Below are 26,812 nucleotides of genomic sequence, written 5' to 3'. Positions count from 1 at the left end.
GAAAATGCGAGCAAAACACGTAACAAACGCCTATCTCTAAGCGAATATAGCTTGCAACCAACAACAAGCCGCCAAGGCTGAGGAGATCAAATGGACACCCACACCTACCCTGTCACGCGCACCGACGCCGAATGGCGCGCCCGCCTGACGCCCGAGCAATATGCGGTCATGCGCGGCCATGGCACCGAACGGCCCGGAAGCTGCGCGCTGCTCTACGAAAAGCGCGCCGGCACCTTTTCCTGTGTCGGCTGCGACCAGCCGCTGTTCGAATCCAAGCTCAAGTTCGAGAGCGGCACCGGCTGGCCGAGCTTCAATGATCCGGTGCCCGGTTCGGTCGAAAACACCGTCGACCGCAGCTACGGCATGGTCCGCACCGAATGCCACTGCGCCCGCTGCGGCAGCCATCTCGGCCATGTCTTCGAGGACGGCCCGCCGCCGACCGGCCTGCGCTATTGCATCAACGGCGTGGCGCTGAAATTCGAGCCGGCGGCTTAAGCCGCGGCTTGACCACCATCTTCAAAGGGCGGCTTCGGCCGCCCTTTTTCGTGTGAATCTTCTCAGACAACCACCACCAGGATCAGCCAAAGCGTAGCCCCGAGCGTCATCAACGAAGCCTTGGCGCCACTGGATTTTTCCGTGGTTCGCCAGACGGCAAAGGTCAGAAAGATGTTGTAGGGCACGGGCGCGAAATGCACCGCCAGGACGACGGCGAGCGGCAGCTTCAAGCCGAGCAGAATGAGCGCGGCCACCGACGAGGTGATGTTGATCGCCGTGCCGACAAGGACTAGATCGCGCCAGAACAACCGCTCGACCGGAACCGCGCCTTGCCAGCGCGAGCCGAAGAAGGATCCGATGCTTTGCACCAACACCTAATAGCTATCCCTCTCTCAGCACGTCGGTGACGGCGCGCTCGAAGCGCGAGCATTCCGTCACCAGCCAGTCGGCCATGGCCGGCCAGTTGTCCTCGGCATAGCAGTTCACCCGCCACATCGAATTGATGCCGAGGGCCTCGCAGCTCTGCTCCGGCCTGAGCTTCAGCCTGTCTTCGATTGCCGGTTGGAACGGCTTCAGCCGCGACCAGACCCCGGTCGCGCCGAACTTCTCGTTACGGCCGAAAAAGACGCCAACTTGGCTTTGCGCCGGCGCGACATACATGGACAGGACCAGAGCGAAGTCGGGCAGCCCGCGCTGCCAGAACCAGGGTCCGCGCCGCGCCATGGAAGCGCGTTCCTCCGGATGCCGTTCGGCGAACAGCGCCCAGAAGCTGCGTTGGCGGAATTCAGAGGCGCGGCGGGCGCCGAAGTCGAATTCGCTCATGGTTCGATGCCCGTTCCAGCATCATTCCTTGGCCCGAGACTGTTTCGAAATTCGCTCTGGCGATATCAGCCGGAGTAGAATTTCCAGACAGCCTTACACCATGCCGAGCGCGGCCTTGTAGAGATCGAGGATGGTTTCCTCTTCCTGGCGCTCGGCCTGGTCCTTCTTGCGCAGCCGGATGATCGACCGCATCGCCTTGGTGTCGAAGCCGGTGCCCTTGGCCTCGGCGAACACTTCCTTGATGTCGTCGGCGATGGTCTTCTTTTCTTCCTCGAGCCGCTCGATGCGCTCGATGAAGGCGCGCAACTGGCCGGCGGCAACAGTCTGGCTGGTATCTGTGATGTCGTCGGCCATGTTTTTTCTCCGCTACTTTTTAAGCACCGCGATTCTGGCGCGGTAAATTGGGAGCGGGTTCGATGCCCGAGCAGGCGCGGCGGGTCAAGCCATTATCGATGCTCCATCAACGGCTGCTGCCAGCCGTCCCCAGTGTGATGGATCCGCGCGTCAGCCAAACGCGATCAACAGATCCTTCGCATCGATCTGATCGCCGGCCTTGACCAGCACTTCGGCCACTGTGCCGTCGCGCTCGGCATGCAGGGCCGTCTCCATCTTCATGGCTTCGATCGACAACAGCACGTCGCCGGCCTTGACCGCTTGGCCGGCGGCAACCGAAAGGGCGGAGACCACGCCCGGCATCGGCGCGCCGACATGCGCCTCGTTGCCGGGCTCGGCCTTGCGCCGAGCCTTGGCCGCCGAGGCGCCATGCGCCCTGTCCGGCACCCGGACACGGCGCGGCTGGCCGTTGAGCTCGAAGAACACGGTGACCATGCCCTTCTCATCGACGTCGCCGATCGCAAGGCAGCGCACCACAAGCGTCTTGCCTTTCTCGATGTCCAGGAAGATCTCGTCTTCCGACTTCATGCCGTAGAAATAGGTAGGCGTCGGCAGCACACTGACCGGCCCGTAGGTTTCCTGCGCGGCGGCGAAGTCGGTGAACACCTTCGGATACATCAGCCAGGAGGCGAATTCGTACTCCGAGAGCTTGCGCTCCAGCTTCTGCTCGATCTCCTTGCGGCTGGCCTTGAGGTCGGCTGGCTTGAGCAGCGAGCCCGGGCGCTCGGTGATCGGCTTGCTTTCCTTCAGTGCCTTCTTCTGCAGCTTCGCAGGCCAGCCGCCGGGCGACTGGCCGAGATCGCCGCGCAGCATCGAGACGACCGAGTCCGGGAAGGCGATGTCCTTGGCCGGGTTTTCGACGTCGGCAACCGTTAGATCCTGGCTCACCATCATCAGCGCCATGTCGCCGACCACCTTGGACGACGGCGTCACCTTGACGATGTCACCGAACATCAAATTGACGTCGTGATAGGCTTGTGCCACCTCGTGCCAACGCGTTTCCAGCCCGAGCGAACGCGCCTGCTCCTTGAGATTGGTGAACTGGCCGCCCGGCATTTCGTGCAGATAGACTTCCGAGGCTGGCCCCTTGAGATCGCTTTCGAAGGCCGCATACTGGTTGCGCACCGCTTCCCAGTAGAAGGAGATGTTGCGGATCCATTGCGGATCGAGGCCGGGATCGCGCTCGGTTCCCTTCAGCGCCTCGACGATCGAGCCCAGGCAAGGCTGCGAGGTGTTGCCGGAGAAGGAATCCATCGCCGCGTCGATGGCGTCGACGCCACTTTCCACGCCCGCCAGCACCGTCGCCGCCGACAGGCCTGACGTGTCGTGGGTGTGGAAATGGATCGGCAGGTCGGTGGCTTCGCGCAGCGCCTTGAACAGCACGCGGGCGGCGGCAGGCTTCAAAAGCCCGGCCATGTCCTTGACGGCGATGATATGGGCGCCGGCTGCCTGCAATTCTTTCGCCAACCCGACATAGTATTTAAGGTCGTATTTGGCGCGCGCCGGATCGAGGATGTCGCCGGTGTAGCAGATCGCCGTTTCGACCAGCTTGCCCTCCGCGCCCACCGCGTCCATGGCGACGCGCATATTCTCGACCCAGTTCAGGCAGTCGAAGACGCGGAACAGGTCGACCCCGCCGGCCGCTGCCTGGCTGACGAAATGTTGCACGACATTGTCGGGATAGTTGGTGTAGCCGACGCCATTGGCGCCGCGCAGAAGCATCTGCAGCAAAAGGTTGGGGGCCGCTTCGCGCACTTTGCTCAACCGCTCCCACGGATCCTCGGTGAGGAAGCGCATGGCGACGTCGAAAGTGGCGCCGCCCCAGCATTCCAGCGACAGCAGCCGCGGCAGCGCGCGCGCATAGGTACCGGCAATGCCGGCAATGTCATGCGTGCGCATGCGGGTGGCGAGCAGCGACTGGTGACCGTCGCGCATCGTCGTGTCGGTGACAAGCACCTCTTTTTGCTCACGCATCCAGGCAGCGAATTTCTCCGGCCCCAACGCGTCTAGCTTCTGCTTGCTGCCATCAGGCACATTGCCGTTGAGATAGGGCACGACAGGCGCTGCCGCATCGGTCTTGGGCATCGGTCGGCCGCGGGTTTCGGGATGGCCGTTGACGCTGACGTCGGCCAGATAGTTGAGCAGCTTGGTGGCGCGGTCCTGCCGCTTCACCTGCGCGAACAGCTCCGGCGTCGTGTCGATGAACCTGGTCGTGTAGGAATTGTCGGCGAAGCGCGGGTGGTTGATGATTGCCTCGAGGAAGGTGAGGTTGGTGGCCACGCCGCGGATGCGGAACTCGCGCAGGGCCCGGTTCATGCGGGCGATCGCCTCGGCCGGTGTCGGGGCCCAGGCAGTCACCTTCTCCAGCAGCGGATCGTAGAAGCGGGTGATGACCGCGCCCGAATAGGCGGTGCCGCCGTCGAGGCGGATGCCGAAACCGGCGGCTTCGCGATAAGCGGTGATGCGGCCGTAGTCCGGAATGAAACTATGCTCCGGATCCTCGGTCGTAATGCGGCACTGCAGCGCGTGACCGTTCAGCCTGATGTCGGCCTGCGCCGGCACGCCCGACTCTTTCGTGCCGATGGCAAAGCCGTCCAGTATGTGGATCTGCGCCTTGACGATGTCGATGCCGGTCACCTGCTCGGTGACGGTGTGCTCGACCTGGATGCGCGGATTGACCTCGATGAAGTAGAATTTGCCGGTGTCGGCGTCCTGCAGGAATTCCACCGTACCGGCGCCGATATAGCTGGTCTCCCGCGCGATCTTGAGCGCATAGCCGCAAAGCTCCTGGCGCAATACCTCGCTGAGATAGGGCGCCGGCGCCCGTTCGACGACCTTCTGGTTGCGGCGCTGGATCGAGCAGTCGCGCTCGAACAGATGTACAGCGTTGCCATGCGTGTCGCCGAGCACCTGGACTTCGACATGGCGGGCGCGCTCGATCAGCTTTTCGAGATAGACCTCGTCCTTGCCGAAGGCGGCCTTGGCCTCGCGCTTGCCTTCCATCACCTCGCGGGCGAGGTCGGCTTCCGTGCGGATGGCGCGCATGCCGCGCCCGCCCCCGCCCCACGATGCCTTGAGCATCACCGGATAGCCGACTGTCTTGGCGAGCTGCTTGACTGCTTCCATGTCGTCCGGCAGCGGTTCGGTTGCCGGCACCACTGGCACGCCAACCTCGATGGCCAGATTGCGCGCGGCGACCTTGTTGCCGAGCCGGCGCATCGTGTCGGGTTTCGGTCCGATGAAGATGATGCCGGCCTCGGCGCAGGCATCTGCGAATTCAGGGCTTTCCGACAGAAGGCCATAGCCTGGATGGATGGCGTCGGCGCCGGACAGCCTGGCGACGCGGATCACTTCCTCGATCGACAGATAGCTTTCGATCGGCCCCATGTCCCTGGCCAGATGCGGCCCGCGCCCGACCTGGTAGCTTTCATCGGCCTTGAACCGATGCAGCGAATATTTGTCCTCCTCGGCCCAGATCGCCACGGTTTTGAGGCCGAGCTCGTTGGCCGCGCGAAAGACGCGGATGGCAATTTCGGACCGGTTGGCGACGAGGATCTTCGTGATGGCCAAGGAAGCAGGCTCCGGACAGGAGGGTGGGGCAGAGGCATGATTAACGCGAAAATGCTGCAGTGCAACCAAAATCGGGGAGAGGTTAAACCGATTTAAATGCGATTCTAGCACCACCGATCGAAAAGATGCGTGCGATTGGCGTCGCGAGGTGACGCTAATTGTCGTGCCCGCACAAATTCGACCCGGCTAGCGGCTTATCCAGCCACCCTCGCTGCGCCCTGTCACCAAAGAAAAATGCCCGGCGCGAGCGCCGGGCATTCCATAGAGCTGTGTCCCGAATTACGACTTCGGGAACCAGGAGATCTTGCCGTCCGGACCCTTCTTCCATTCGTACATGATGTAGCCCGGGAGCTTCGGATCGCCCTTCGCGTCATAGGCGAGATCGCCCAGAACGGTCTTGAACGGACCCTTCTCGTGCAGCGCCTTGGCCACTTCCACGGGGTCGTTCGACTTGGCCACGGCAGCGGCCTCGGCGATCACCTGCATGGCGGCGTAGGAGTAGAGAGTGTAGGCTTCCGGCTCGAAGCCCTGGGCGCGGAACTTCTCGACCAGTGCCTTGTTCTCGGGGATCAGACGCGGATCTGGACCGAAGGTGTTGAGCGTACCGATAACCGCATCGCCGGCGATCGCAGCCAGCTCGTCGGTCACGATGCCGTCGCCCGACATCAAGGTAGCCTTGAGGCCCTGGTCCGCCGACTGGCGGATGATCAGGCCGGCTTCGGTATGCAGGCCGCCCCAATAGATCAGGGTGACGCCGGCGTCCTTCATCTTGGCGATCAGCGCCGAGAAGTCCTTGTCGCCGACATTGACGCCTTCATACATGACTTCGGTCAGACCGGCTGCGTTCATCGCCTTCTTGGTCTCGTCGGCAAGGCCCTGACCATAGGGGGTCTTGTCGTGGATGACGGCAACCTTGGCGTCCTTGAAGTTGGTCGCGATATAGCCGCCGGCGATGCCGCCCTGCTGGTCATCGCGTCCGCAGGTGCGGAACACGTTCCACAGGCCGCGCTCGGTGAATTTCGGGTTGGTCGCCGCAGGCGTCACTTCGACGATGTTGTTGTCGACGTAGACTTCCTGCGAAACCGGGATCGAGACGCCCGAGTTGAAGTGGCCGATCACGAATTTCACGCCGTCGCCGACGAACTTGTTGCCGACCGAAATGCCCTGCTTCGGATCCGAGACGTCGTCGCCGACTTCGAGCTTGATCTGCTCGCCGTTCATGCCGCCTGCTGCGTTGATGTCGGCAACGGCCGCTTCCGCACCCTTCTGCAGCTGCGCACCGAAGGCCGCATTCGGACCGGTGATCGGACCTGCGACGCCGACGATAACGTCAGCCCATGCATTGCCACCGAACGCGACAAGCGCGGTCAGGGCAACGGCGGACAAAAGTGATTTCTTCATTTAAACGCTCCCATTTACGAGGTGGGCGTGGATGAAACTTTCATGCGATGCCCACCCTTATCGCAGAAAGCGTACTTTGCCGATTTTCAGGCCCTTGTCACGCCGATTCATCCCCGGAACGGCGTTAATGATGAACGTCAACCTTTCGGTTTCCAGCTTAAGATCGAAGCCCGTTCGTAAAGCCAATTATACTGCGTCACCATCTGGTTCGTACGCGTGTATTGATAGCCGACAAACCCCAATATCATGAGCACGATTGTGTCCACGACATAGTATTGCAGCGAAAACATCGTGCCGCCGAACAAGGCATGATGGATGAACCTGATGCCGATGCCGAGACCCAGCAGATAGGCGAACAGCGCCGGCAGGCTGCGCCATGTCTGGGCGCTGGCCTTGCCGGTCATCCATGCCGCCCAGCCGCCGAGCAGACAGGTGACGAAGAAGAACTGCCAGATGGAAGGTTCCTCGTGAAGAATGCCTTGCATGATGAAGACTCCCTAGCATGATCCCGAAAAGTTGCAGACTTTTCGGACAAAGGTCATGCGACAAACAAACAAGTTGGAGCGGAATACCGTATGCATACATTCCGCTCCAAAATCAGTGATGGCCGCCTTCGAGATAGGCCGCCCGCACTTCCGGATTGGCGAGCAATTCCTTGCCTGTGCCGCTCATGGTCACGTTGCCGTTGACCATGACATAGCCGCGCGTGGCGAGTTTGAGCGCGCCGAAGGCGTTCTGCTCGACCAGGAACACGGTCAGCCCTTGCGTGCGGTTCAGCTCGCGGATGGCATCGAAGATCTGCTTGACGATCAGCGGCGCCAGACCCAGCGACGGCTCGTCGAGCAGCAGCAGCTTGGGCCGCGCCATCAGCGCACGTCCGATCGACAGCATCTGCTGCTCGCCGCCCGACAGCGTGCCGCCGCGCTGGGCAATGCGCTCCTTGAGGCGCGGGAACAACGCGAACACCTTCTCGGCATCTTCGTCATAGTGCTTGAGATTGTCGAGACCGGCGCCCATCTGCAGGTTTTCCATCACCGTCATGCGCGGGAAAATGCGCCTGCCTTCCGGCGACTGCGCAATGCGCATGCGGGCGATCTCGTGCGTCGGCATCTGGGTGATGTCGGTGCCGGCGAAAGTGATTGAGCCGGCACGAGCGCGCGGCGCACCGAAGATGGTCATCATCAGCGTCGACTTGCCGGCGCCGTTGGCGCCGATCAGCGCGACGATCTCGCCCTGGTCGACGTGGACATCGACGCCGTTCAGCGCCTTGATGTTGCCGTAGTAGGTCTCGACGCCCTTGATGTCGAGCAGCGTTGTCTCGGCCATCACTTACGCCCTCCGCGCGGCTTGCCTGTCGGGGATTTGGTGGCCGCCGGCTTGGACTTGGCCGTTAGACGCTCGGACGGTGCTCTTGGCGCGGAGTTGGCTCTTGTATCGTATTGGGTGGCCTTTGAAGCTCCCTTCGACACTGTGACCCGCTCGCCCTGGCTGTGGCCGATCGTGTCGCTTACCGGGCCGGCGAGATAGGAAGACGATGTGCCTGGTCCGTGAGCCGAATCCGGCCCGATGTCCAGCTGCTCGATGACGTCTTCATCGCCAACCTCGGTCAGCACCGTCTCGACCTCCTCGTCGTCGACGCCGAGATAGGCGGCGATGACGCGCGGGTCGGTACGCACCGATTGCGGGCTGCCGTCGGAAATCTTGCGGCCATATTCAAGTACCACGACATGGTCGGAAATCTGCATGACCACCGACATGTCATGTTCGATCAGCAGGATCGAGGTACTGCTCTTGATGTCCATCAGCAGCGAATTCAGCGCAGCCGACTCCTTCGGATTGAGACCGGCCGCAGGCTCGTCGAGGCACAGAAGTTCGGGCCCTGTGCACATGGCGCGCGCAATCTCGAGGCGCCGCTGCGCGCCATAGGGCAGGTCGCCGGCCGGATCGTCGGCACGATCGACAAGATCGGCCTTCTCCAGCCAGTGCTTGGCAAGCTCCACCGATTCAGCCGAGGCTCTGCGGTAGCCGCCGATCCCGAACAGGCCCAGGATCGTATAGCCGGATGCCTTCATCAGCTTGTTGTGCTGGGCAACCAGCAGATTCTCCAGCAGCGTCATGCCCGAGAACAGGCGGATGTTCTGGAAGGTGCGCGCCACCTTGGCGCGCGCCGGGATCTCATGATTGGGCAGCCGTTCGAGCAGGAAGCTCGAGCCGTCGGCCCGGTTGAGCGTAATCATGCCTTCCGACGGCTTGTAGAAGCCGGTGATGCAATTGAAGACGGTGGTCTTGCCGGCGCCATTGGGTCCGATCAGAGCGGTGATCTCGCCGCGCTTGGCCTGGAACGACAGATCGCCGATGGCGATCAGGCCGCCGAACTTCATCGAAAGATGCTCGACCTGGAGGATGGCGTCTTTCATACCCGGATTGGTCTTCTGAATGGAGGTCGCGCTCATCAGCCGTGCCCTTCCTTGGTGAAGGAGGAGGAGACCGCTTTTCGTTCACTGAGGAAGGCCGTCGGTTCACGGCTGCCGACAAAGCCGCGCGGCTTCCACAGCATGACGATGACCATCGCCATGCCGAACAAAAGCATGCGGTAAAGCTCCGGCGTGAAATCTTTTCCGAAGACACTTTTCAGGAAATCGAGTTCGCGCAGCGCCTCGGTGCCGCCGATCATCACCAGCGCGGCGACCGCGATGCCGACCAGCGAGCCCATGCCGCCGAGCACCACGATGGCCAGGATGATCGCCGATTCCAGGAAGACGAAGGATTCAGGGCTGACGAAGCCTTGCCGTGCGGCGAAGAAGGCGCCGGCAAAACCGCCGAACATGGCGCCGGTGGCAAAGGCGGTGAGCTTGGTGGTGGTGGTGTTGATGCCAAGCGAGCGGCAGGCAATCTCGTCCTCGCGCAGCGCCTCCCAGGCGCGGCCGACAGGCATGCGCCTGAGCCTGATGGTGACGAAGGCGGTCAGCAGCGCCAGCCCGAGAATCAGATAGTAGAGGAAGATCTTGTAGTAGGCGCTCGACTGGGCAATGTGCAGCACCTTGCCGATGTAGTTCGGGTCGGTCGAATTAAACGTCATCAGGCCGAAGAAGGTGACCTTCGGGATGCCGGAGATGCCGGCCGAGCCGTTGGTGACTTCACGCCAGTTGATCAGCACCAGGCGGATGATCTCGCCGAAGGCCAGCGTCACGATCGCCAGGTAATCGCCACGAAGCCTGAGCACCGGAAAGCCGAGCATAACGCCCCAGAAGGCGGCCATGGCGCCGGCGGCGGGCAGCAGGATCCAGAACGACAGGCCGTATTGCGAACCGAGCAACGCATAGGCATAGGCGCCGACCGCGTAAAAGGCGACGTAGCCGAGATCGAGCAGGCCGGCGAGGCCGACGACGATGTTCAGTCCCCAGGCCAGCATCACATAGATCAGGATCTGGATGCCGAAATTGTCGACCCACTTCAACGAGCCCTGCAGGCCGCCGGTTATCGACCACGCGTAGATCGACAGCACCACGACGACGAGGATCGGGTATAGCACCAGCGCCGCAATCCCGAGCTTGGTGAAATTGGCGTGGATGAAGGAGCGGAAATAGAAGATCACGCAAGCGAGCGCGTAAATGACGGCCAATGCGCGCAGGAACTGAAGGTAGCCGGCCAGATCGGGTCCCACCAACACCGGCAGGGCGCTGCCGAACGCAACCAGGACAACCGCCAGCACGACGGCGACGATGAAGGCCGGAAGCAGGAAGAAGCGCGACGCGACGCTCGCCGGCAACAGGCCGGTGGCGACATTGGTGATCTTCTGATTGGCCATGAACGGCTGGCCATATGCAATGTAGAAGAAGCGGCCAAGCATGGTCAGCACGACCACGGTGATGAGCAGCAACCAGCGCTGCACCAGGATCAGCTGGTTGCTTATGTTCTGGTCGGTCTTCAGGCCGATGAAGAGAATGAACAACCCCAGCGAGATGGCGCCGGCATAGAACGCTTCGCGCAATGCACGCTGCACGGGGGAGGCGACGGTGTCGCGCTCCGAGGATACGGAAACCGCCATTGTCTCAGACCTTTTCGACTTCTGGCCGGCCCAAAATGCCGGAAGGCAGGAAGATCAGCACGATCGCCAGGATCGAGAACGCCGCGACGTCCTTGTAGTCGATCGAGAAATACGCCGACCACATGCTCTCGATGAAGCCGATCAAAAGCCCGCCAAGCACCGCGCCCGGCAGAGACCCGATGCCGCCGAGAACGGCTGCGGTGAAGGCCTTGACCCCCGGCACAAAGCCGTCGGAAAAGGCGATGACGCCGTAATACATCAGGAACAACGTGCCCGCGACGGCCGCAAGCGCTGCACCCATGATGAAGGTGATCGAGATCGTACGGTCGACATCGACGCCGAGCAGCGCCGCCATCTTGCGGTCCTGCTCGCACGCCCTTTGCGCCCGGCCGAGGGAAGTCCTGTTGACCAGGTACCAGAACAGCGCCAGCAGCAGGGCGGTGACGACGACGATGATGATCTGCTTCAGCGACACGCTGATGCCGTTGATGTTGTAGACTTGGCTGACCATCGGCGGGATCGGCTTGTTGCGCGGACCTTGCGTCACCTGGATGAAGTTCGACAGCGCGATCGACATGCCGATGGCGGTGATCAGCGGCGCCAGCCGGAACGAACCGCGCAGCGGCCGGTAGGCCACCTTCTCGATCGTCCAGTTGTAGAGGCTGGTGAGCAGCATCGCCACGATCATCATGATCAGCAGCGCCAGGACGACCGGGACCGAATAGAACAAGGAGCCGAGGATGAGGAAGACAACGAGGGCGGCGAATGCCCCGACCATGAAAATGTCGCCGTGGGCGAAGTTGATCATGCCGATGATGCCGTAGACCATCGTGTAGCCGATTGCGATCAGCCCATAGATCGATCCCAGCGTCAGCCCATTGATAAGCTGCTGGACAAAGTACTGCATGTGTACATGGCTCCCCTGGAATGTCGCCCATGCAGACGCATTCCTTTTCGTATTTCCCCTAGTCGTAAAGTTTCGAGCCCGGATTGCAACGTGATTTTTCAAACGTCGAGCGTGTTTTCCGCCACGCCTTCCGATTGCCCGTTTTTTTGCTCCCGACCCCTGGACTATCGCGGACCCTATCATTGGCATAACGCAATGTCTTTGACGATTCAGCCGGACCAGCGACCTCATTTCGAAGAAATCCCGGTCAAAATTCGGTGATGAGACGAATCTTTGCGTTGTTGGCGAGCTTCGTTTTTTAGCCACATTCCGTACTGACCAGTTGCAACAGACTATGGCGGTGGATGCCTCGCCCAACGCGCTAACCTTTCGCTGACTGGTTTCGCCAAGAGGTCCCGCCCTGGGTCCAAGTCTTGGGTCTCGGTGGATGATCGGCAGCCTACCGTATCACTTAACCACAAAACCGTGCGCGAACGGATCGCGGTCGTCGATGAAGATGGTGTTCAGGCCGGTCATCCGCGCCCAGCCGCCGATCGAGGGAATGATGGCCGGCTTGCCGGCAACAGTGACGTCCTTCTCGACCTTGCCCTTGAACAGCGAGCCGATGATCGATTCGTGGACAAAACTGTCGCCGGCCTTGAGCTTGCCCTTGGCATGGAGCTGCGCCATGCGCGCCGAGGTGCCGGTGCCGCAAGGTGAGCGGTCGATCGCCTTGTCGCCATAGAAGACCGCGTTGCGCGCATCGGCGCCCGCCATTGTCGGCTCGCCCGTCCACAGCATGTGGGACAGCCGGTTGATGCCGGGGTTTTCCGGATGCACGAACGAGTACTTCTCGTTGAGCCGCTGCCGCACCACGGGGCTCCAGGCGATGAAATCGCCGGCGGAATAATCAGCCATGTCGCGAAAATTCGCCTGCGGCTCGACGATTGCGTAGAAATTGCCGCCATAGGCGACATCGACAGTGATCTCGCCAAGCAGCGGGCAGTCGACCGTCAGTCCCTCGGCATAAAGGAAGGACGGCACATTCGTGATGCGCACCTCCTCGACATAGTCGCCGACTTGTTTGTATTCGGCGATAACCAGCCCGGCCGGTGTGTCGAGCCGGAGCACGCCGGGTGTCTTCGGCTTGATCAGCCCATGTTCGATGGCCATCGTCACCGTGCCGATCGTGCCGTGGCCGCACATCGGCAGGCAGCCCGACGTCTCGATGAACAGGATGGCTATGTCGCAATCCTCGCGCGTCGGCGGATAGAGGATCGAGCCCGACATGACGTCGTGGCCGCGTGGCTCGAACATCAGCCCGGTGCGGATCCAGTCATACTCCGCCAGGAAATGCGCCCGCCGCTCCATCATCGTCGACCCCTCGAGCAAGGGACCGCCGCCGGCCACCAGCCGCACCGGATTGCCGCAGGTATGGCCGTCGATGCAAAAGAAGGATTTTCTGGCCATGATTTCCTCGAACTCAAAACCGTTGCGGGCTGAAGGGGGCAAGATCGATCCGCGAAGTCTGCCCGAGAACAAGATCGCGGATCAAGCGGCCGGTGGCCGCCGCCTGGGTCAGGCCGAGATGGCCATGGCCGAAGGCGTAGACAACGTTGGGCGCGGTTCGCGCCGTGCCGATCGCCGGGAGCGAATCCGGCAGCGACGGGCGATAGCCCATCCATTCGCGGCCACCTGACGCGTCCAGCCCCGGAAGGAACTGTCTGGCTTTTTCCAGCATGGCCTTCGAGCGCGCAAAATTCGGCGGCCGGTCGAGACCGCCCAACTCGACGGCGCCGCCGACGCGCAAGCCCGTGTCGAGTGGCGTGATGACGAAGCCATGGCCGGAAAAGATCAGCATTCGCTGCACGTCGAAAGCGGCCTTCGGCAGTGTGGTGTTGTAGCCGCGCTCGGTTTCGAGCGGGATGGTGTCGCCAAGCGCCTTCGCCAGCAGATGCGACCATGCCCCGGCGGCCACGACAAGATGTCTTGCCTGCCTGGTCGTGCCGTCGGTCAGCGTCAGCGTCGCGCCATCAGGGTTGGCGGCGACGCGCTCTATGCGCGCCTTTTCGAAACGCGCGCCCAGCCTTTCGGCATAGGCCCACACCGCCTTGCCGAGCAGTTTCGGATCGGCGACGGTCTTCCAGCCCGGCACGAAGGTGCCCTTGATGAAGCGCGGCGACAGTCCCGGCTGCAGCCGCGCCAGTTCGTCGCCTTCGACATGGCGAAAGTCGATGCCGAAGCGCTGGCGCGCCGCCCAGCCCGGGAGGCCGGCCTGAAACTCGGCCTCGCTTTCATAAAGTTCCAGCGAACCGTCTTCGCGCAGCATCGGCCGCGTGCCGGAACGGTCGAGCAGTCCCATCCATTCGGCCTCGGCGAGCTTCATCATGTCTGCCTGAGCAGCAAGGCTCGCCTCATATTTTGCCGGTGCGCCGGCGCGCCAGAAGCGCAACAGCCAAGGCAACAGCTTCGGCAGATAGGCTGGCGGGATGCTGAGTGGCCCGAGCGGATCGGCAAGCCATTTCGGCAAGTGCCGCATCATGCCCTTATGCGCCAGCGGCAGCACGTCGGAGAAGGCGAAGGCGGCGGCATTGCCGGAACTTGTCTCCTCGCAGATGCCGGTGCGGTCGAAGACCGTGACGCTGCGCCCGGCCTCGGCCAGCATGGCCGCCGCGCAGATGCCGACAATGCCGCCACCGACAATGGCGATATCTACCCTCTCTCCCCGTTCACGGGGAGAAGGGGCCCGAAGGGCGGATGAGGAGGGGCGGCCCTCCTCTGTGTCCCTGGAATTTCCTTGCACGTCGGCGCTGCCCCTCATCCGGCTGCCGCCATCTTCTCCCCGTGAATGGGGAGAAGAAAGCCTTCAGAACTGCGGCAGCTTCGGCCGTACCGCCAGCGCGTCCTTGACGATCTTCTCGACCGCTTTGCGGCGCTCGCCCGACAGCGGCTGGCGCGGCATGCGCACGCGGTCATTTGTGTCGATCGCGAGCACTTCGGCAAGCTTGATGTTTTGGACCAGATAGGTCGAGACATCGAGATCGAGCAGCGGCCGGAACCAGCGGTAGATCGAAAGCGCCTCCTCGCGGCGGCCCTGCTTCATCAGCTGGTAGATGGCGACGGTCTCGCGCGGGAAGGCGACGACCAGACCCGCCACCCAGCCGATGGCGCCCACCGACAGCGCCTCGAAGGCGAGATTGTCGACGCCGGTGAACAGATCGTAGCGGTCGCCGAAGCGGTTGATGATCTCTGTCGAGCGGCGGATGTCGTCGGAGGACTCCTTGATGGCGACGAAGCGCTTGTCGGCGGCCAGTTCCTCCATCTGGTCGACGGTGACGTCGACGCGGTAGGCGAGGCGGTTGGAGTAGATCATCACCGGCAGGTCGCCGGCCTGAGCGACGGCGCGCAAGGCGGCGACCGTCTCTTCCGGGTTGGTGTGATAGATCGGGCTCGGCACCACCATCAGCCCGTTGGCGCCTTCCTTTGCGGCGCGCCTGGCGATGCTTGCGGCTTCACGGGTGCCCGCCTCGTTGACCGTCAGCAGCACCGGCTTGTTGCCTGCAACTTTCTGCGCCGTCTTCAGCACCTCGATCTTCTCGTCATGCGACAGCATCGGCCCTTCGCCGAGCGAACCGCAGACGATGATACCGTCGCAGCCTGCCTCCATCTGCAACGCAAAGCAGCGCTCCATTTCGGCATGGTCGAGGCGGTCGTCTTCGGTGAATTTGGTCGTGACGGCGGGGAAAACTCCGGTCCACATGATCGTCTCTCCATCTGATATATCAGCCGTATATCTGTTGGAAAACCGGCTGTCAATGAGGAATCCGTTGTGATATATGGAAGATATATCAGGAGCCCACCTTTGATATCCAGTGAGACAGCATACCCCGAGCCGGCCGCCGCCAAGGCCTACCATGTACTCGAGCATATGATCGTGACGCTGGAACTGGCGCCGGCGAGCTTCGTGACGGAAGGCGCGCTGATCGAAAAGCTGGCGCTCGGTCGTACGCCGGTCCGCGAAGCAATCCAGCGCCTCGCTTGGGAAGGACTGCTCGACGTCAGGCCACGCGCCGGAATCGCAATTGCCCCGCTTCATCCCGGCGACTGGCTGCGCGTGCTGGATGCCAGGCGCGGCGTCGAGGTGGTGCTGGCGCGCTCGGCCGCCCGCTTCGTCACCCGTGAGGCCGCCGACCTGTTTCATGAGGCAGCCCTTGCCATGCAGAAGGCCGTCATCTCGGGCAATGTGCTGGCCTTCATCCAAGCCGACAAGGCGCTCGACGAGGCCTTGGCGATGGCCGCCGACAACCCTTTTGCGGCCCGTCTGGCCGCGCCCCTGCAGACCCACAGCCGCCGCTTCTGGTTTCGCTACAAGGCCGACACAGGGCTGGCCGAATCGGCCGAACACCACGTCGCGCTAATCCGCTCGATCCTGGCCGGTGACGAAGAGGCTGCCGCCAAGGACGCCAAACGCCTTATGGCACTGCTGCGCGGCCATGCCGAAGTGGCCGCCACACGCTGAACTCCGTCTCTGCTCCAGACTTCCGACCGGTCTTTATCAGGTGCCCGGCAAGACTGCGGCCATGGTCGCCCCGTCCCAGCCTTCGCCAGCCGTGATGATGCAGCTTTGGCCGTGTGTGTCGGTGGCCAGGATGGTCCAGGTGCCCTGGTCGGAGACGAATATCTCAAGCACCACATTTGGGTTCACCAGGCCACGAGCGGCTTGGTTTTCGTGGAACTTCTCGCCGAGCGCCTTGACCAGGTCGGTCCGCGCCGCGCATTGATCCGCTTTAGCCTGGGCGATGCCGGACATCGCGAACACCGCAAAGAACATCGCCGCCACAAGACGTCGTGTCATCTGACACCTCCTTGCGCCAGACGAGAACCCCGGCTGCTACCGGCGCTATTTTGATGGCCTGCACCACGGCAGGAATGCAATTTAAGGCAGATGACCGGCTCTTGGTTCCATCGCTTGAACGTGATGGCCAATGTCGGTTTCGTACAAAGAAAGGCCCGGAACGTTGAACCCAGGCCTTCTTGCCGATCTTCGAAATCGTCCGGTCAGTTCATCGTCGGGATGACGAACTCGGCACCGTCCTTGATGCCTGAGGGCCAGCGCGAGGTCACCGTCTTGGTCTTGGTGTAGAAGCGGAACGCGTCCGGACCATGCTGGTTGAGGTCGCCGAAGGACGACGCCTTCCAGCCGCCGAACGTGTAGTAAGCGATCGGAACCGGGATCGGCACGTTGATGCCGACCATGCCGACCTGGACGCGCGAAGCAAAATCACGAGCAGCATCCCCGTCACGGGTGAAGATGGCCACGCCATTGCCCATCTCATGATCGTTGGCGAGCTTGATGGCGCTCTCATAGGTCGGCGCACGCACCACCGACAGCACCGGACCAAAGATCTCTTCCTTGTAGATGCGCATGTCAGCGGTCACATTGTCGAACAGGCAGCCGCCCATATAGTAGCCATCCTCGTAGCCCTGCATGGAGAAGCCGCGGCCATCGACGACCAGCTTGGCGCCTTCCTTGACGCCGGTGTCGACATAACCCTTGACGCGTTCCAATGCCTGCGCCGTCACCAGCGGGCCGAAATCGGCGGACGAATCCGTCGACGGGCCGACCTTGAGGCTTTCGACACGCGGGATCAGCTTTTCCATCAGCCGGTTGGCGGTGTCGTTGCCGACGGGAACGGCAACCGAGATCGCCATGCAGCGCTCGCCGGCCGAGCCGTAGCCGGCGCCGATCAGCGCATCGACCGTCTGGTCCATGTCGGCGTCGGGCATGATGATCATGTGGTTCTTGGCGCCGCCAAAGCACTGCACGCGTTTTCCCGCCGCCGTGCCGCGCGAATAGATGTAATGCGCGATCGGCGTCGAGCCGACAAAGCCGATAGCCTTGATATCAGGATCGTCGAGGATGGCGTCGACGACGTCCTTGTCGCCATTGACGACGTTGAGGACGCCAGCCGGCAGGCCAGCCTCGAGGAACAGTTCGGCGATGCGCATCGGCACGCCAGGGTCACGCTCGGAAGGCTTCAGGATAAAGGCGTTGCCGCAGGCCAGCGCCGGGGCAATCTTCCACAGCGGGATCATGGCCGGGAAATTGAACGGGGTGATGCCGGCAACGACGCCAAGCGGCTGGCGCATCGAATAGACATCGATGCCGGGGCCGGCGCCGTCGGTGAACTCGCCCTTCATCATGTGCGGCGCACCGATGCAGACTTCGACCACTTCGAGGCCGCGCTGGATGTCGCCCTTGGCGTCGGCAATGGTCTTGCCGTGCTCGCGCGCCAGGAGATCGGCCAGTTCGTCATAGTCGCGGGCAACCAGTTCCAGAAACTTCATCAGCACGCGCACACGCCGCTGCGGGTTGGTCGCAGCCCATTTGATCTGTGCTTCCTTGGCATTCAGGACAGCCGCACGCAGTTCCGCCGGCGAAGCCAGCGCCACCGTGCCGCGCACCGAGCCATCCATGGGCTGCATGACGTCCTGCTTGCGCCCGCTGGTCCCGGCGACATGCTTGCCGCCGATGAAATGACCGTATTCGATCATGGTTTCTCTCCCTGAGTTTGTGATGAAGCATTCAACGCCTTTGCAGGCGCGAAGGCAACGCGAGGGGAAACGCAACCGTTGTGCAAGAAATAGACAACGAAGGACGAGTGTGCATTAATTGCCGCAAATTACAGATTGCTGAAAGGCCCGAAGGTTGCGCTCCGTCACACCCCCCTCTGTCCTGCCGGACATCTCCCCCGCAAGGGGGGAGATCAGATGTGGCCGCCGCCTTCGCAAATCTTCAACGCAGCAAAAGAGACGCAGGTGGCGGAGCTGCCAATCTCCCTCCTTGCGGGGGAGATGGCCGGCAGGCCAGAGGGGGTGGGCGGGAACGCCGCGTTCGCCGCTAGCCCGGACCACCCCAATGAACTGGGATGACGTCCGCATCTTCCTCGCCGTGGCCCGCGCCGGGCAGATCCTTGGCGCCGCCAAGCGGCTGGAACTCAATCACGCCACCGTCTCGCGCCGCATCGCAGCGCTTGAGGATGCGTTACGGACAAAACTGTTTCGCCGGCTTACCACCGGCAGCGAGCTGACGCCGGCCGGCCAGCGCTTTCTCGACATTGCCGAGCGCATGGAAGCCGACATGATCGCCGCGCGCTCCGCCGTGTCGGGCGAAGGCGACGATATCTCAGGCACGGTGCGCATCGGCGCGCCCGACGGGTTTGGCGTTGCATTCCTCGCCACGCGTCTTGGCGCGCTGACCGCGCTGCACCGCGAACTCACCATCCAGCTGGTGCCGGTGCCGCGTTCCTTCTCGCTGTCGCGGCGCGAGGCCGACATCGCCATCACCGTCGAGCGGCCGAGCGAAGGCAGGCTGGTGGCGGGAAAGCTGGTCGACTACACCCTCGGCCTGTTTGCCTCGCGGGACTATGCGCAGGCGCACGGCTTACCCGAGACCGCTGCCGAACTCGGCCAGCATACGCTGATCGGCTATGTCCCAGACCTGATCGTCAGCCCGTCGCTCGACTATGCGGCGGAGTTCAGCCCGGACTGGCGCACCAGCTTCGCCATCTCCTCAGCGCTGGGCCAGGCCGAAGCGGTGCGGTCGGGCGCCGGCATCGGCATCTTGCACACCTTTGTCGCCCGCTCGATGCCGGAGCTGATCCCCGTCAACATCGTGACGCCGATCCGCCGCGCCTACTGGCTGGTCTATCATGAATCGGTCCGGCCGCTGCGCCGCGTGCAGATCGTCGCCAACTTCATCACCAAGGCGGTCGAGAGAGAGCGCGGGCTGTTTGTCTGATGGCCGCGCCGCCTTGCCTTCGCCACAAAATCGGCCAGTGTGGCAACAAGCGCGATGTCGCCTATCATTAAGGATTGGCTGCGCCGGGTGGGACACTTTTTTGCAAAGCTGGTGCGGATCAAAATGCGAGCGGTGCTCGCCATCTTGCCGCTTGTCGCGCTTTCCGCCTGCGCCAATCCATGGACCGAAGTTCCGGAAGCCGAACTGCCCAAGCCGGTCCGTATCGCAATGGCCCGCCCGTCGCCTTTCGTCTTCGGCAATTATTGCGGTCCCGGCACCCGCACCGGCGACCTCTCGGCTCGCCCTGTCAATCGCCTCGACAGCGCCTGCCAAATCCATGACGCCTGCTACATCGCGCGCCATAATCATTGCGACTGCGACGGCGCGCTCGTCGCCTCGGCAAAGGCGATCCGTGATGACAAGACAGCGCCGAAAAAGATGCGCGGCGAGGCCGAGCTTTTGATCGCCACTTTCGCGCTTCCCGTCTGCAAGGTGTTTCCGCAAGGCTTCCTGCCGCCGCGCGATCCGGCTGAACTGAAGACGATGAACGGTGCGACCGGATGAACCGCGCCATCTGCCTGGCCTTGGCCGGGCTGGGGCTGGCGGCCCTTGCCGGTTGCGCCGCCCCGATCCGGCACAGCTGCGATTTCTTTCCCGATGCGAAGGATTGCGGCCGGCCGTCGCTATCGGCCGACACGCCGGGACCGCAGACTGCAGCAGCAGCGTTTTTCGGCGATGCCGGCGCCCGCGACTATGAAAGGCAGTTTCTGGCGCTGCTCGCCCACAACCAGATCGGCGCCATCGACAGGGCGAACGGCACCGGTCCGTTCGGACATGACCGCCACGCCATCGCCAACCGCGATTTCCAGGCCACCTACCGGACGCTGGAACGGCTGGCGAAGCCGGTTACCGCCGAACAGATGCCGGCAGTGAGCGGCACAGCCGGCGAAGGCCATTTCAACGGCCGTTGGCGCGTGTCGCGGCAGACGCTCTATGTCAACGCCGCCGCGCGGCCCTCCGCGCCAAAGACGTTCAGCTTTTCCGGCCTGCAGGCGCGCTCGATCGAGATCGTGATGCGCCAGGCGGGAAAGCAGCCGGTTGAGATATCGGGCGCCTGCGACGGGGCGCTGGCGATTCGCGCCGGCGGTGGCTCGCGCAGCGTGGCGAGCGGTGCCGCCTTCCGCCTCCGCCTGTCGGCCGGGCAAACCGCCAGCCTGTTCCCCAGCGATGGTTTGAACCGCTGCAGTCTCAAGCTCAGCTCCAGCCTGGCGCCGACAGGCGCCCCGCTCACCATCCTGCGCGAAGAGGTTGCCTATCCGGCGATAGCCGCGCTCGACAGCCGCTACGAGCGTTGTCCAGTGCCCGGTCCATCCGGCCTGGATGAACTCGCCCGCGTCTTCTATGCCGGCCGCTGGCTGTCGCAGACCTGTTCGCTGCCACTCGGGTCACCGCGCCTGTTACGCAAGTCGCGCGACGGCTTCAACGCCAAGGTCGAAGCGCTGCTCGGCGCGCCTTTACCCGACAGCGCCTTCGACAAGGCCGACCCCGAACTGCCGCTCGATTTCTCGCGCGCGCCGAAACTCAAGCTGGTCTATCTGTCGTCGCTGGAGTTCAAGGCCGATTTTTCCGGCCGCGTCATCGAGCGGCTGATCCGCCATCACGCAGGCCTCGGCACCAAAGTGCGCATCATGGTCACAGACGTGCTGGAGCGCGACAAGGACGACGCGCTGCTGCACCGGCTGGCGGCCGATTATCCCAATGTCGAGTTGCAGGAATATCGTTGGCGGGCCGACCACGGCGCGCCGGTCGACGAGCAGCTGTCACAGCTGCACAAGACCCATCACGTCAAGATGCTGGCGACACTTGCCGAGGATCCCGCCCGCTCGCGCGTCATCATCGGCGGCCGCAACATTCATGACGGCTTCCTGTTCCACAGGCCGATCGACCTGTCGCGCTATCCGAACCTCGAGCAATACGGCAAGACCGACGGCCTCTCGCTCAACTACTATTCGAACTGGAGCGATTTCGACATCGAGTTTGCCGACCCGGCCACGGTCGAGACGCTGGCCGCGCATCTCTCGACATTGTGGCTGCGCGACGCCGACACCAACATCGCAAGACCCTTCTCCATTCCGGTGCGCTCCGACAGCCGGCGCCCGCCGGGCACGGTGCGCCATTTCATTTCCGTGCCCTACGAGGACAACCATGCGCTAGAGACCTATTTCGTCGAGCTGATCGACACTGCCCGGCACCATATCGAGATCGTCAATCCCTACCTTAATCTGACGCCGAAGCTCAGCCTGGCCATCGAGCGGGCGCTGGCGCGCGGCGTCAGGATCGACATTGTCGGCCGCATCGACCTCAAGGGCGATATTGGCGGCAAGCTGCTGACCGCGCTCAACAAGCTGTTCGTCGAGAGATATGGCGACCGCATCAACATCCGCGAATTCAAGGCGCCCGATGTCGTGCTGCACTCCAAGATCATGATGATCGACGAAAGGCTGGTGACGATCTCGTCGGTCAATCTCAACAACCGCAGTTTCTTCCACGATCTGGAGAACGGCATGACGGTGCTCGACCCTGCCTTCTACGCCAGGATGCAGCCGGTCTATGACGACTATGTCGCCCATTCGAACCCGGTATCGACCAAGGTGACGATACCGTGGGCCTACCGATGGCTGTTCTCGAAGGGTTGGGTGAAGGAGGCGTTTTGAGGGGCTGGCGAGGCTGAAGGAATGCCGTTCTGTAGCGATCCTTTACACCCCCTCTGTCCGGTAGGACAGAGGGGGTGCTGGCCCGCGAGCTTTAAAAAGCACCCCTACCTCAAATACCGCTCCGGCCCCAGCTCCCGCACATCGATATCAGGCACCTTGCTGGAGATGATGTCGGACAGCACCTTGGCCGAGCCGCAGGCCATGGTCCAGCCAAGCGTGCCGTGCCCGGTGTTGAGATAGAGGTTGGAGAACTCGGTGCGGCCGACCAACGGCGGCCCGTCCGGCGTCATCGGCCGCAGTCCGCACCAGAAGGACGCTGCCTTGAGGTCGCCACCATCCGGGAACAGATCGCCGACCGAATGTTCGAGGGTGCGCCGGCGCGATTCGTGCAGCCTGAGATCGAAGCCGGAAATCTCCGCCGTGCCGCCGACGCGGATGCGGTCGCCGAGCCTGGTGATCGCCACCTTGTAGGTTTCGTCCATTACCGTCGACACCGGGGCGGCGACCGCGTCCTTGATAGGAACGGTGATCGAATAGCCCTTGACCGGATAGACCGGGATCGGGCGCCTGAGCAGGCGCATGAAGCGCGCCGAATAGCTGCCCAGCGCCAGCACATAAGCGTCGGCCGCGCGCGAGCGCTGGTCGGTGCCGACGCTGACGATCCGATTGCGGTTCTTGGAGAAGCGCCGGATCTGCGTGCCGTACTCGAACGTGACGCCGCGCGCCACGCAGAGCTCGGCCAGCCGATCGGTGAACATCTTGCAGTCGCCAGTTTCGTCGCCGGGCAATCTCAGCCCGCCGACAAACTTTTCCCGCACGCCGGCCAGCGCCGGCTCGGCCCCAATGCAGCCTTCGGGATCGAGCAACTCGTAGGGAACGCCATATTTCTTCAGCACTTCGACATCGCCGCCGGTGCCGTCGAGCTGCTTTTGCGTGCGAAACAGCTGCAGCGTGCCCTTGGTCCGCTCATCATAAGCGATGCCGGTCGCCTCGCGCAGCGCCTTCAGCGTGTCGCGGCTGTATTCGGCGAGCGGCACCATGCGCGCCTTGTTGATGGCGTAGCGATCCGCGGTGCAATTGCGCAGCATCTTGATGAGCCATGTCCACATATACGGATCGAAGGCCGGCCGCACCACCAGCGGGCCATGCTTCATCAACAGCCACTTGATTGCCTTCAGCGGAATGCCGGGGCCGGCCCAGGGCGAAGCATAGCCCGGCGAGATCTCGCCGGCATTGGCGAAGCTGGTTTCCAGCGCCGGCCCTTTCTGGCGGTCGAACACCGTCACCTCGTGGCCGGCCTCAGCGAGATAATAGGCAGTGGTGACCCCGATAACGCCGCCGCCCAACACGAAGATCTTCATCGCATCACTCTCCACGACGACTTCCGTCAGAGGGCCGCCGCCTCCTGTCTGCCGGATTCTGCGGCGTCCGCCAAGGGGCGGCGTGTCGCGGCTCTATTCGTTGATATAGCGGCGGTGGAAGCGGGGGCCGAGACTGGTCAGGATTTCATAACCGATCGTGCCGGCATGACCGGCGGCGTCATCGACGCTCTGCGAGGGGCCCAGGAGTTCGACAAGGTCGCCCTCGCGCAGCCGGCCGGCCGGCAGGGCCGAGATGTCGAGTATGATCGAATCCATCGACACCCGCCCGACAAAGGGCAGTCGCACGCCGTCGAGCCAGGCAGCCGAAGCCGCGCGCCGGTGCCAGCCATCGGCATAGCCGAGCGAGATCGTGGCCGCGCGCAAGGGACCGCTGGCCAGAAACGCATGTCCGTAGCCGACGCCCGCGCCCTTATCGATGCCGCGTGTCTGGATGATCTTTGCCTCGAGCCGCACCACCGGCAGCATCGGGTTCGCCTCATCAGGCGTCGGATTGATGCCGTAGAGCGCAGCGCCCGGACGCGCGAGGTCGTACTGATAGCGCGGCCCAAGAAAGATGCCGGAAGAATTGTCCAGCGACGCCGGCGCCTTGGGCAGCATTTTGCGCAGCCGTTCGAACTCTTTGAGTTGCGCGTCATTGGCCGCATTGGTCGGTTCGTCCGCACGGGCCAGATGGCTCATGACGAGAACGACATCGACGCCGGCGAAAGCATCGGCCGTAAGCGCCTCGACCTCTGCCGGCGCCATGCCCAGCCGCGACATGCCGCTGTCGACCTGGATGGCGGCCTTGAGCTTGCGGCCGGCCTTCTGGCCGGCTTTGCTCCACGCCTTCAGTTGCCCGGTGCTGTTGATGACGGGAACAAGGTCGGCAGCCACCGCTTCGGGTTCCGAGCCCGGCGGCAGCCCGTTCAGCACATGGATTTCCAGCTTCGGTCCGAGTGCGTCGCGCAGCGCGACACCCTCGGTGAGATGCGCGACAAAGAAGCTGTCGCAGCCTTCGGCAACCAGTGCCGCCGCCACTTGCCGCGCGCCGAGCCCGTAACCGTCGGCCTTGACGACGCCGGCGCAGCGCACGCCGCCGAGCTTTGCCTTGAGCCGCCGGTAATTCTCTCGGATAGCGCCGAGATCGATGGTGAGAATGGCGCCGGCCGCCGCTTCGCTGATGGTATCTTTGGCTTTATGCATCGCAGACCCGCTGAAGTCGGCGCTGCCCCTCATTGTCCTGCCGGATATCTCTCCCTATCCCTATACGGGGAGTTGAGGAGCGGTCGGCGTAAAGCGGACGAAAAGCCAACTGCTTGGCTTTTCGAGTGACGAAAGCCGGCAGGCGGGTGAGGGGCAGCCCATACGCTGCGCTAAGAGGCCATTGCCCGGCGTCGTTCATATGGGTCTCGTGGCTGCGGGTGTCCCGATCAATAAAGCACGAATCAGGTGCCGTGCGAACCGTCACATCCAGCTAGGCAAGATGACGGAACGCCGCCACCACATCCTCATAGACCTTGCGTTTGAACGGCACTATCAGATCGGGCAGGTCCTGCATCGGCCGCCATGCCCATTCATCGAATTCGGCGGTGTGGCCGCCTGGCGGCGGATTGATCTGGATCTCTCTGGTCTCGCCGTGAAAGCGGTAGGCGAACCATTTCTGCGTCTGGCCGCGATAGCGGCCCTTGAGGGCGATGCCGACCAGATCGGGCGGCAGGTCGTAGTTGATCCAATGCGGCGCCTCGGCCAGCAGCGTGACCGAGCGCATGCCGGTCTCTTCATAGAGCTCGCGCCCGGCCGCCTGCAGCGGCTCCTCGCCCTCGTCGATGCCGCCTTGCGGCATCTGCCAGAGCTGCGTGGTCCCGGCAAATTCGCTGTCCGGTTCGGCGATGCGGTGCCCGACCCAGACCAGCCCGTCGCCATTGAGGATCATCAGCCCGACACAGGGGCGGTATGGCAGCGTCTCGGGGTCGACAGGTTTCTTCGTCATGATCAGCCCTTTTCCGGGTCGATGGCCACCGCCGAGATCGGTACGATCTCGATGCCGCGCTTTTTCGCTTCGACCGCCCAGAACGCCACGGTGTCGACGGTGAGGTCGAAAGCCGAGCCGATGCCGACGGCGGAGCCTTTCGCACGCGCGGTCGCTTCCAGCGCGTCGAGCTTTTTCAGGATGGCGCCGCGGTCCTGCACGGCGTCGATTGCCGTATCGCCGGCGACGAACGGCACACCGTCCTTCAAGGCGAGATCGGACGCCAGGCTCCGTGCGGACGAGCCGTCATCGATATAGGCAAGGCCGCGCCTGCCAAGCTCGGCCATGAACGGCCCCATCGCTGTCGCGTCGGCCGAAAAGCGCGCCCCCATATAGTTCATGACGCCGGTATAGTTGGTGGTCCGCGACAGCGCCCAGCGCAGATTCTTCAGATTGTCGTCCTGGCTTGCCGCCACTGTCAGCGTGTTGCGGCCGGGATTGACATTGGGATAGTCGAACGGTTCGAGCGGCACCTGCATGACCACCTCATGCCCGCTCTGCCGTGCCGCCTGCATCCACCGGCCGATGCTGTTGCCTTGCGGCGCAAAGGCCAAAGTCACTTCAGCCGGCAGCTTGGCGATTGCCGCCTGCGTGCCGGTCTGCGACACGGCAAGCCCGCCGATGACGATTGCCACGCGAGCGCCGCGCGAACCCGACCACGGCCGCGCATAGACATCGAACGGCCGCCGGCCGTCAGCGGCGCGAACCGGCAACGGGCCGGTGTCGCTGGCCTCGATCAGCGCCCTGTCGGGGATATGCGCGATCTTCAGGTTCTGGCCGATCGTCGACGGGTCGTGGATGACAATGGCTGCATTGGGCGGGCCGTCACCCTCCTGGGTTTGCACATGGATGATCTGCGGACCGCTGGCCTTGGGCGTTTCCGCCTTCGGCGCTGCCGCCGTCGCTTGAGCAGTGGGTGCTGCGGCCGCGGGCTCGGCCGCCGCCGTCACCTTTGGCGTCGAGACCGCGATTGCTTCCGGTTTGCGGAACGGCTTCTCGCGCAGCGCGATCGCGCCGGAGATGCCGACCGCGGCCAGCACGACCAGCGTCGCCGCGACGGCGCCAGCGCTGATCCCGCGCGACGCAGCACGCGGTCGGACGGTCTGTCCGAGCGGGCGTTCGATGTCCTTGCCGACGTCAGCCAAGCCGCATCCCCGGGCGCGTGATCAGCGAAATCTTTTCGCCATGCGCAGATCCAAAACTGACGGCGCGTCCCCTGCGCCTTTTGAGGCGCAGCGCCCAGCTGCCCCCGAATCAAACTGCCGGAACCTCACGGTCCCGGCAGCATTGCA

At 63.2% G+C, this 26,812-nt stretch carries 23 protein-coding genes and 1 pseudogene; 5 read left to right on the top strand and 19 right to left on the bottom strand.

The genetic code is table 11. From position 1 onward, the window contains the following. The first annotated feature begins 90 nt into the window (after positions 1 to 90). Positions 91 to 495: a peptide-methionine (R)-S-oxide reductase MsrB gene (gene msrB, locus NLY33_RS07665; RefSeq protein WP_013529102.1), complete on the top strand. Its 405-nt coding sequence runs from the start codon at positions 91 to 93 to the stop codon at positions 493 to 495. Between the two features lie 62 nt (positions 496 to 557). Here the strand turns inward: msrB and NLY33_RS07660 are convergent, their stop codons facing one another. From NLY33_RS07660 to NLY33_RS07600, 13 genes and pseudogenes are all read right to left on the bottom strand, one after another. Continuing rightward, positions 558 to 869 (bottom strand): hypothetical protein, encoded by a 312-nt coding sequence (locus NLY33_RS07660; RefSeq protein WP_031196451.1) that lies wholly within the window; start codon positions 867 to 869, stop codon positions 558 to 560. 7 nt (positions 870 to 876) lie between these two features. Beyond that, positions 877 to 1,317 (bottom strand): hypothetical protein, encoded by a 441-nt coding sequence (locus NLY33_RS07655; RefSeq protein ID WP_023694568.1) that lies wholly within the window; start codon positions 1,315 to 1,317, stop codon positions 877 to 879. A 93-nt stretch (positions 1,318 to 1,410) separates the two neighbouring features. Further along, entirely contained in the window at positions 1,411 to 1,671 is a 261-nt protein-coding gene (locus NLY33_RS07650) for a DUF2312 domain-containing protein (RefSeq protein WP_023668722.1), read from the bottom strand. 150 nt (positions 1,672 to 1,821) lie between these two features. Then, a complete protein-coding gene (gene pyc / locus NLY33_RS07645) occupies positions 1,822 to 5,280 on the bottom strand; it encodes a pyruvate carboxylase (protein WP_023708214.1) in 3,459 nt (1,152 codons plus the stop codon). Positions 5,281 to 5,559: 279 nt separating this feature from the next. After that, positions 5,560 to 6,681, bottom strand: a complete 1,122-nt coding sequence (locus NLY33_RS07640; RefSeq protein ID WP_023668720.1) for a branched-chain amino acid ABC transporter substrate-binding protein — start codon at positions 6,679 to 6,681, stop codon at positions 5,560 to 5,562. A gap of 137 nt (positions 6,682 to 6,818) precedes the next feature. Continuing rightward, positions 6,819 to 7,166, bottom strand: coding sequence for a DUF6867 family protein (locus NLY33_RS07635; protein ID WP_023668719.1), 348 nt, complete (start codon positions 7,164 to 7,166; stop codon positions 6,819 to 6,821). A 112-nt stretch (positions 7,167 to 7,278) separates the two neighbouring features. Beyond that, entirely contained in the window at positions 7,279 to 8,007 is a 729-nt protein-coding gene (locus tag NLY33_RS07630; RefSeq protein ID WP_023704919.1) for an ABC transporter ATP-binding protein, read from the bottom strand. 20 nt (positions 8,008 to 8,027) lie between these two features. Next, a pseudogene (locus tag NLY33_RS07625) lies at positions 8,028 to 9,134 on the bottom strand (ABC transporter ATP-binding protein); the annotation flags it as partial. Beyond that, positions 9,134 to 10,729, bottom strand: a complete 1,596-nt coding sequence (gene livM, locus NLY33_RS07620; RefSeq protein ID WP_023668716.1) for a high-affinity branched-chain amino acid ABC transporter permease LivM — start codon at positions 10,727 to 10,729, stop codon at positions 9,134 to 9,136. The pseudogene NLY33_RS07625 and the gene livM, both read right to left, overlap by 1 nt. Before the next feature lie 4 nt (positions 10,730 to 10,733). Further along, complete coding sequence (locus NLY33_RS07615) at positions 10,734 to 11,636, bottom strand: branched-chain amino acid ABC transporter permease (RefSeq protein WP_023668715.1); 903 nt, start codon at positions 11,634 to 11,636, stop codon at positions 10,734 to 10,736. Between the two features lie 447 nt (positions 11,637 to 12,083). Continuing rightward, positions 12,084 to 13,085: a 4-hydroxyproline epimerase gene (locus tag NLY33_RS07610; RefSeq protein WP_023704920.1), complete on the bottom strand. Its 1,002-nt coding sequence runs from the start codon at positions 13,083 to 13,085 to the stop codon at positions 12,084 to 12,086. A 13-nt stretch (positions 13,086 to 13,098) separates the two neighbouring features. Continuing rightward, the gene (locus NLY33_RS07605; RefSeq protein WP_031196448.1) at positions 13,099 to 14,436 is read right to left on the bottom strand and encodes an NAD(P)/FAD-dependent oxidoreductase; all 1,338 of its coding nucleotides are present in this window, start codon (positions 14,434 to 14,436) and stop codon (positions 13,099 to 13,101) included. Between the two features lie 45 nt (positions 14,437 to 14,481). Continuing rightward, positions 14,482 to 15,375, bottom strand: coding sequence for a dihydrodipicolinate synthase family protein (locus NLY33_RS07600; protein ID WP_023704922.1), 894 nt, complete (start codon positions 15,373 to 15,375; stop codon positions 14,482 to 14,484). Positions 15,376 to 15,444: 69 nt separating this feature from the next. Here NLY33_RS07600 and NLY33_RS07595 point away from each other — a divergent pair, with 69 nt between their 5' ends. Beyond that, a complete protein-coding gene (locus NLY33_RS07595) occupies positions 15,445 to 16,134 on the top strand; it encodes a GntR family transcriptional regulator (protein ID WP_373420159.1) in 690 nt (229 codons plus the stop codon). A gap of 36 nt (positions 16,135 to 16,170) precedes the next feature. On the opposite strand, the gene NLY33_RS07590 is transcribed toward NLY33_RS07595, so the two are convergent. Both NLY33_RS07590 and NLY33_RS07585 read right to left on the bottom strand, forming a co-directional pair. Next, entirely contained in the window at positions 16,171 to 16,470 is a 300-nt protein-coding gene (locus tag NLY33_RS07590) for a hypothetical protein (RefSeq protein ID WP_023688917.1), read from the bottom strand. A 203-nt stretch (positions 16,471 to 16,673) separates the two neighbouring features. Continuing rightward, positions 16,674 to 18,170: a CoA-acylating methylmalonate-semialdehyde dehydrogenase gene (locus tag NLY33_RS07585; RefSeq protein ID WP_023698411.1), complete on the bottom strand. Its 1,497-nt coding sequence runs from the start codon at positions 18,168 to 18,170 to the stop codon at positions 16,674 to 16,676. 364 nt (positions 18,171 to 18,534) lie between these two features. Here NLY33_RS07585 and NLY33_RS07580 point away from each other — a divergent pair, with 364 nt between their 5' ends. The 3 genes from NLY33_RS07580 (at position 18,535) to NLY33_RS07570 (ending at position 22,130) form a co-directional block, all read left to right on the top strand. Beyond that, a complete protein-coding gene (locus NLY33_RS07580) occupies positions 18,535 to 19,416 on the top strand; it encodes a LysR family transcriptional regulator (protein ID WP_023668708.1) in 882 nt (293 codons plus the stop codon). 123 nt (positions 19,417 to 19,539) lie between these two features. Further along, positions 19,540 to 19,980, top strand: coding sequence for a phospholipase A2 family protein (locus tag NLY33_RS07575; protein ID WP_023684130.1), 441 nt, complete (start codon positions 19,540 to 19,542; stop codon positions 19,978 to 19,980). After that, the gene (locus NLY33_RS07570) at positions 19,977 to 22,130 is read left to right on the top strand and encodes a phospholipase D-like domain-containing protein (protein ID WP_023704923.1); all 2,154 of its coding nucleotides are present in this window, start codon (positions 19,977 to 19,979) and stop codon (positions 22,128 to 22,130) included. The genes NLY33_RS07575 and NLY33_RS07570 overlap by 4 nt, the downstream gene beginning before the upstream one ends. Before the next feature lie 104 nt (positions 22,131 to 22,234). Here NLY33_RS07570 and NLY33_RS07565 read toward each other — a convergent pair whose 3' ends face one another. The 4 genes from NLY33_RS07565 to NLY33_RS07550 form a co-directional block, all read right to left on the bottom strand. After that, positions 22,235 to 23,491 carry a D-amino acid dehydrogenase gene (locus NLY33_RS07565; RefSeq protein ID WP_023668705.1) on the bottom strand — a complete coding sequence of 419 codons (1,257 nt, stop codon included), beginning with the start codon at positions 23,489 to 23,491 and terminating at the stop codon, positions 22,235 to 22,237. Between the two features lie 93 nt (positions 23,492 to 23,584). Then, complete coding sequence (alr, locus tag NLY33_RS07560) at positions 23,585 to 24,694, bottom strand: alanine racemase (protein WP_031196447.1); 1,110 nt, start codon at positions 24,692 to 24,694, stop codon at positions 23,585 to 23,587. Between the two features lie 271 nt (positions 24,695 to 24,965). Then, positions 24,966 to 25,481 carry an RNA pyrophosphohydrolase gene (locus NLY33_RS07555; protein WP_023704925.1) on the bottom strand — a complete coding sequence of 172 codons (516 nt, stop codon included), beginning with the start codon at positions 25,479 to 25,481 and terminating at the stop codon, positions 24,966 to 24,968. 2 nt (positions 25,482 to 25,483) lie between these two features. Beyond that, complete coding sequence (locus NLY33_RS07550) at positions 25,484 to 26,665, bottom strand: divergent polysaccharide deacetylase family protein (protein WP_023708216.1); 1,182 nt, start codon at positions 26,663 to 26,665, stop codon at positions 25,484 to 25,486. Positions 26,666 to 26,812 lie beyond the last annotated feature (147 nt).

Origin of the sequence: Mesorhizobium sp. C432A, assembly GCF_030323145.1 — a bacterium.
In the GTDB taxonomy this organism is placed as follows: domain Bacteria; phylum Pseudomonadota; class Alphaproteobacteria; order Rhizobiales; family Rhizobiaceae; genus Mesorhizobium.
Note: the sequence above shows the minus strand (reverse complement) of the source record. Positions and strands in the feature narration are given on the sequence as shown.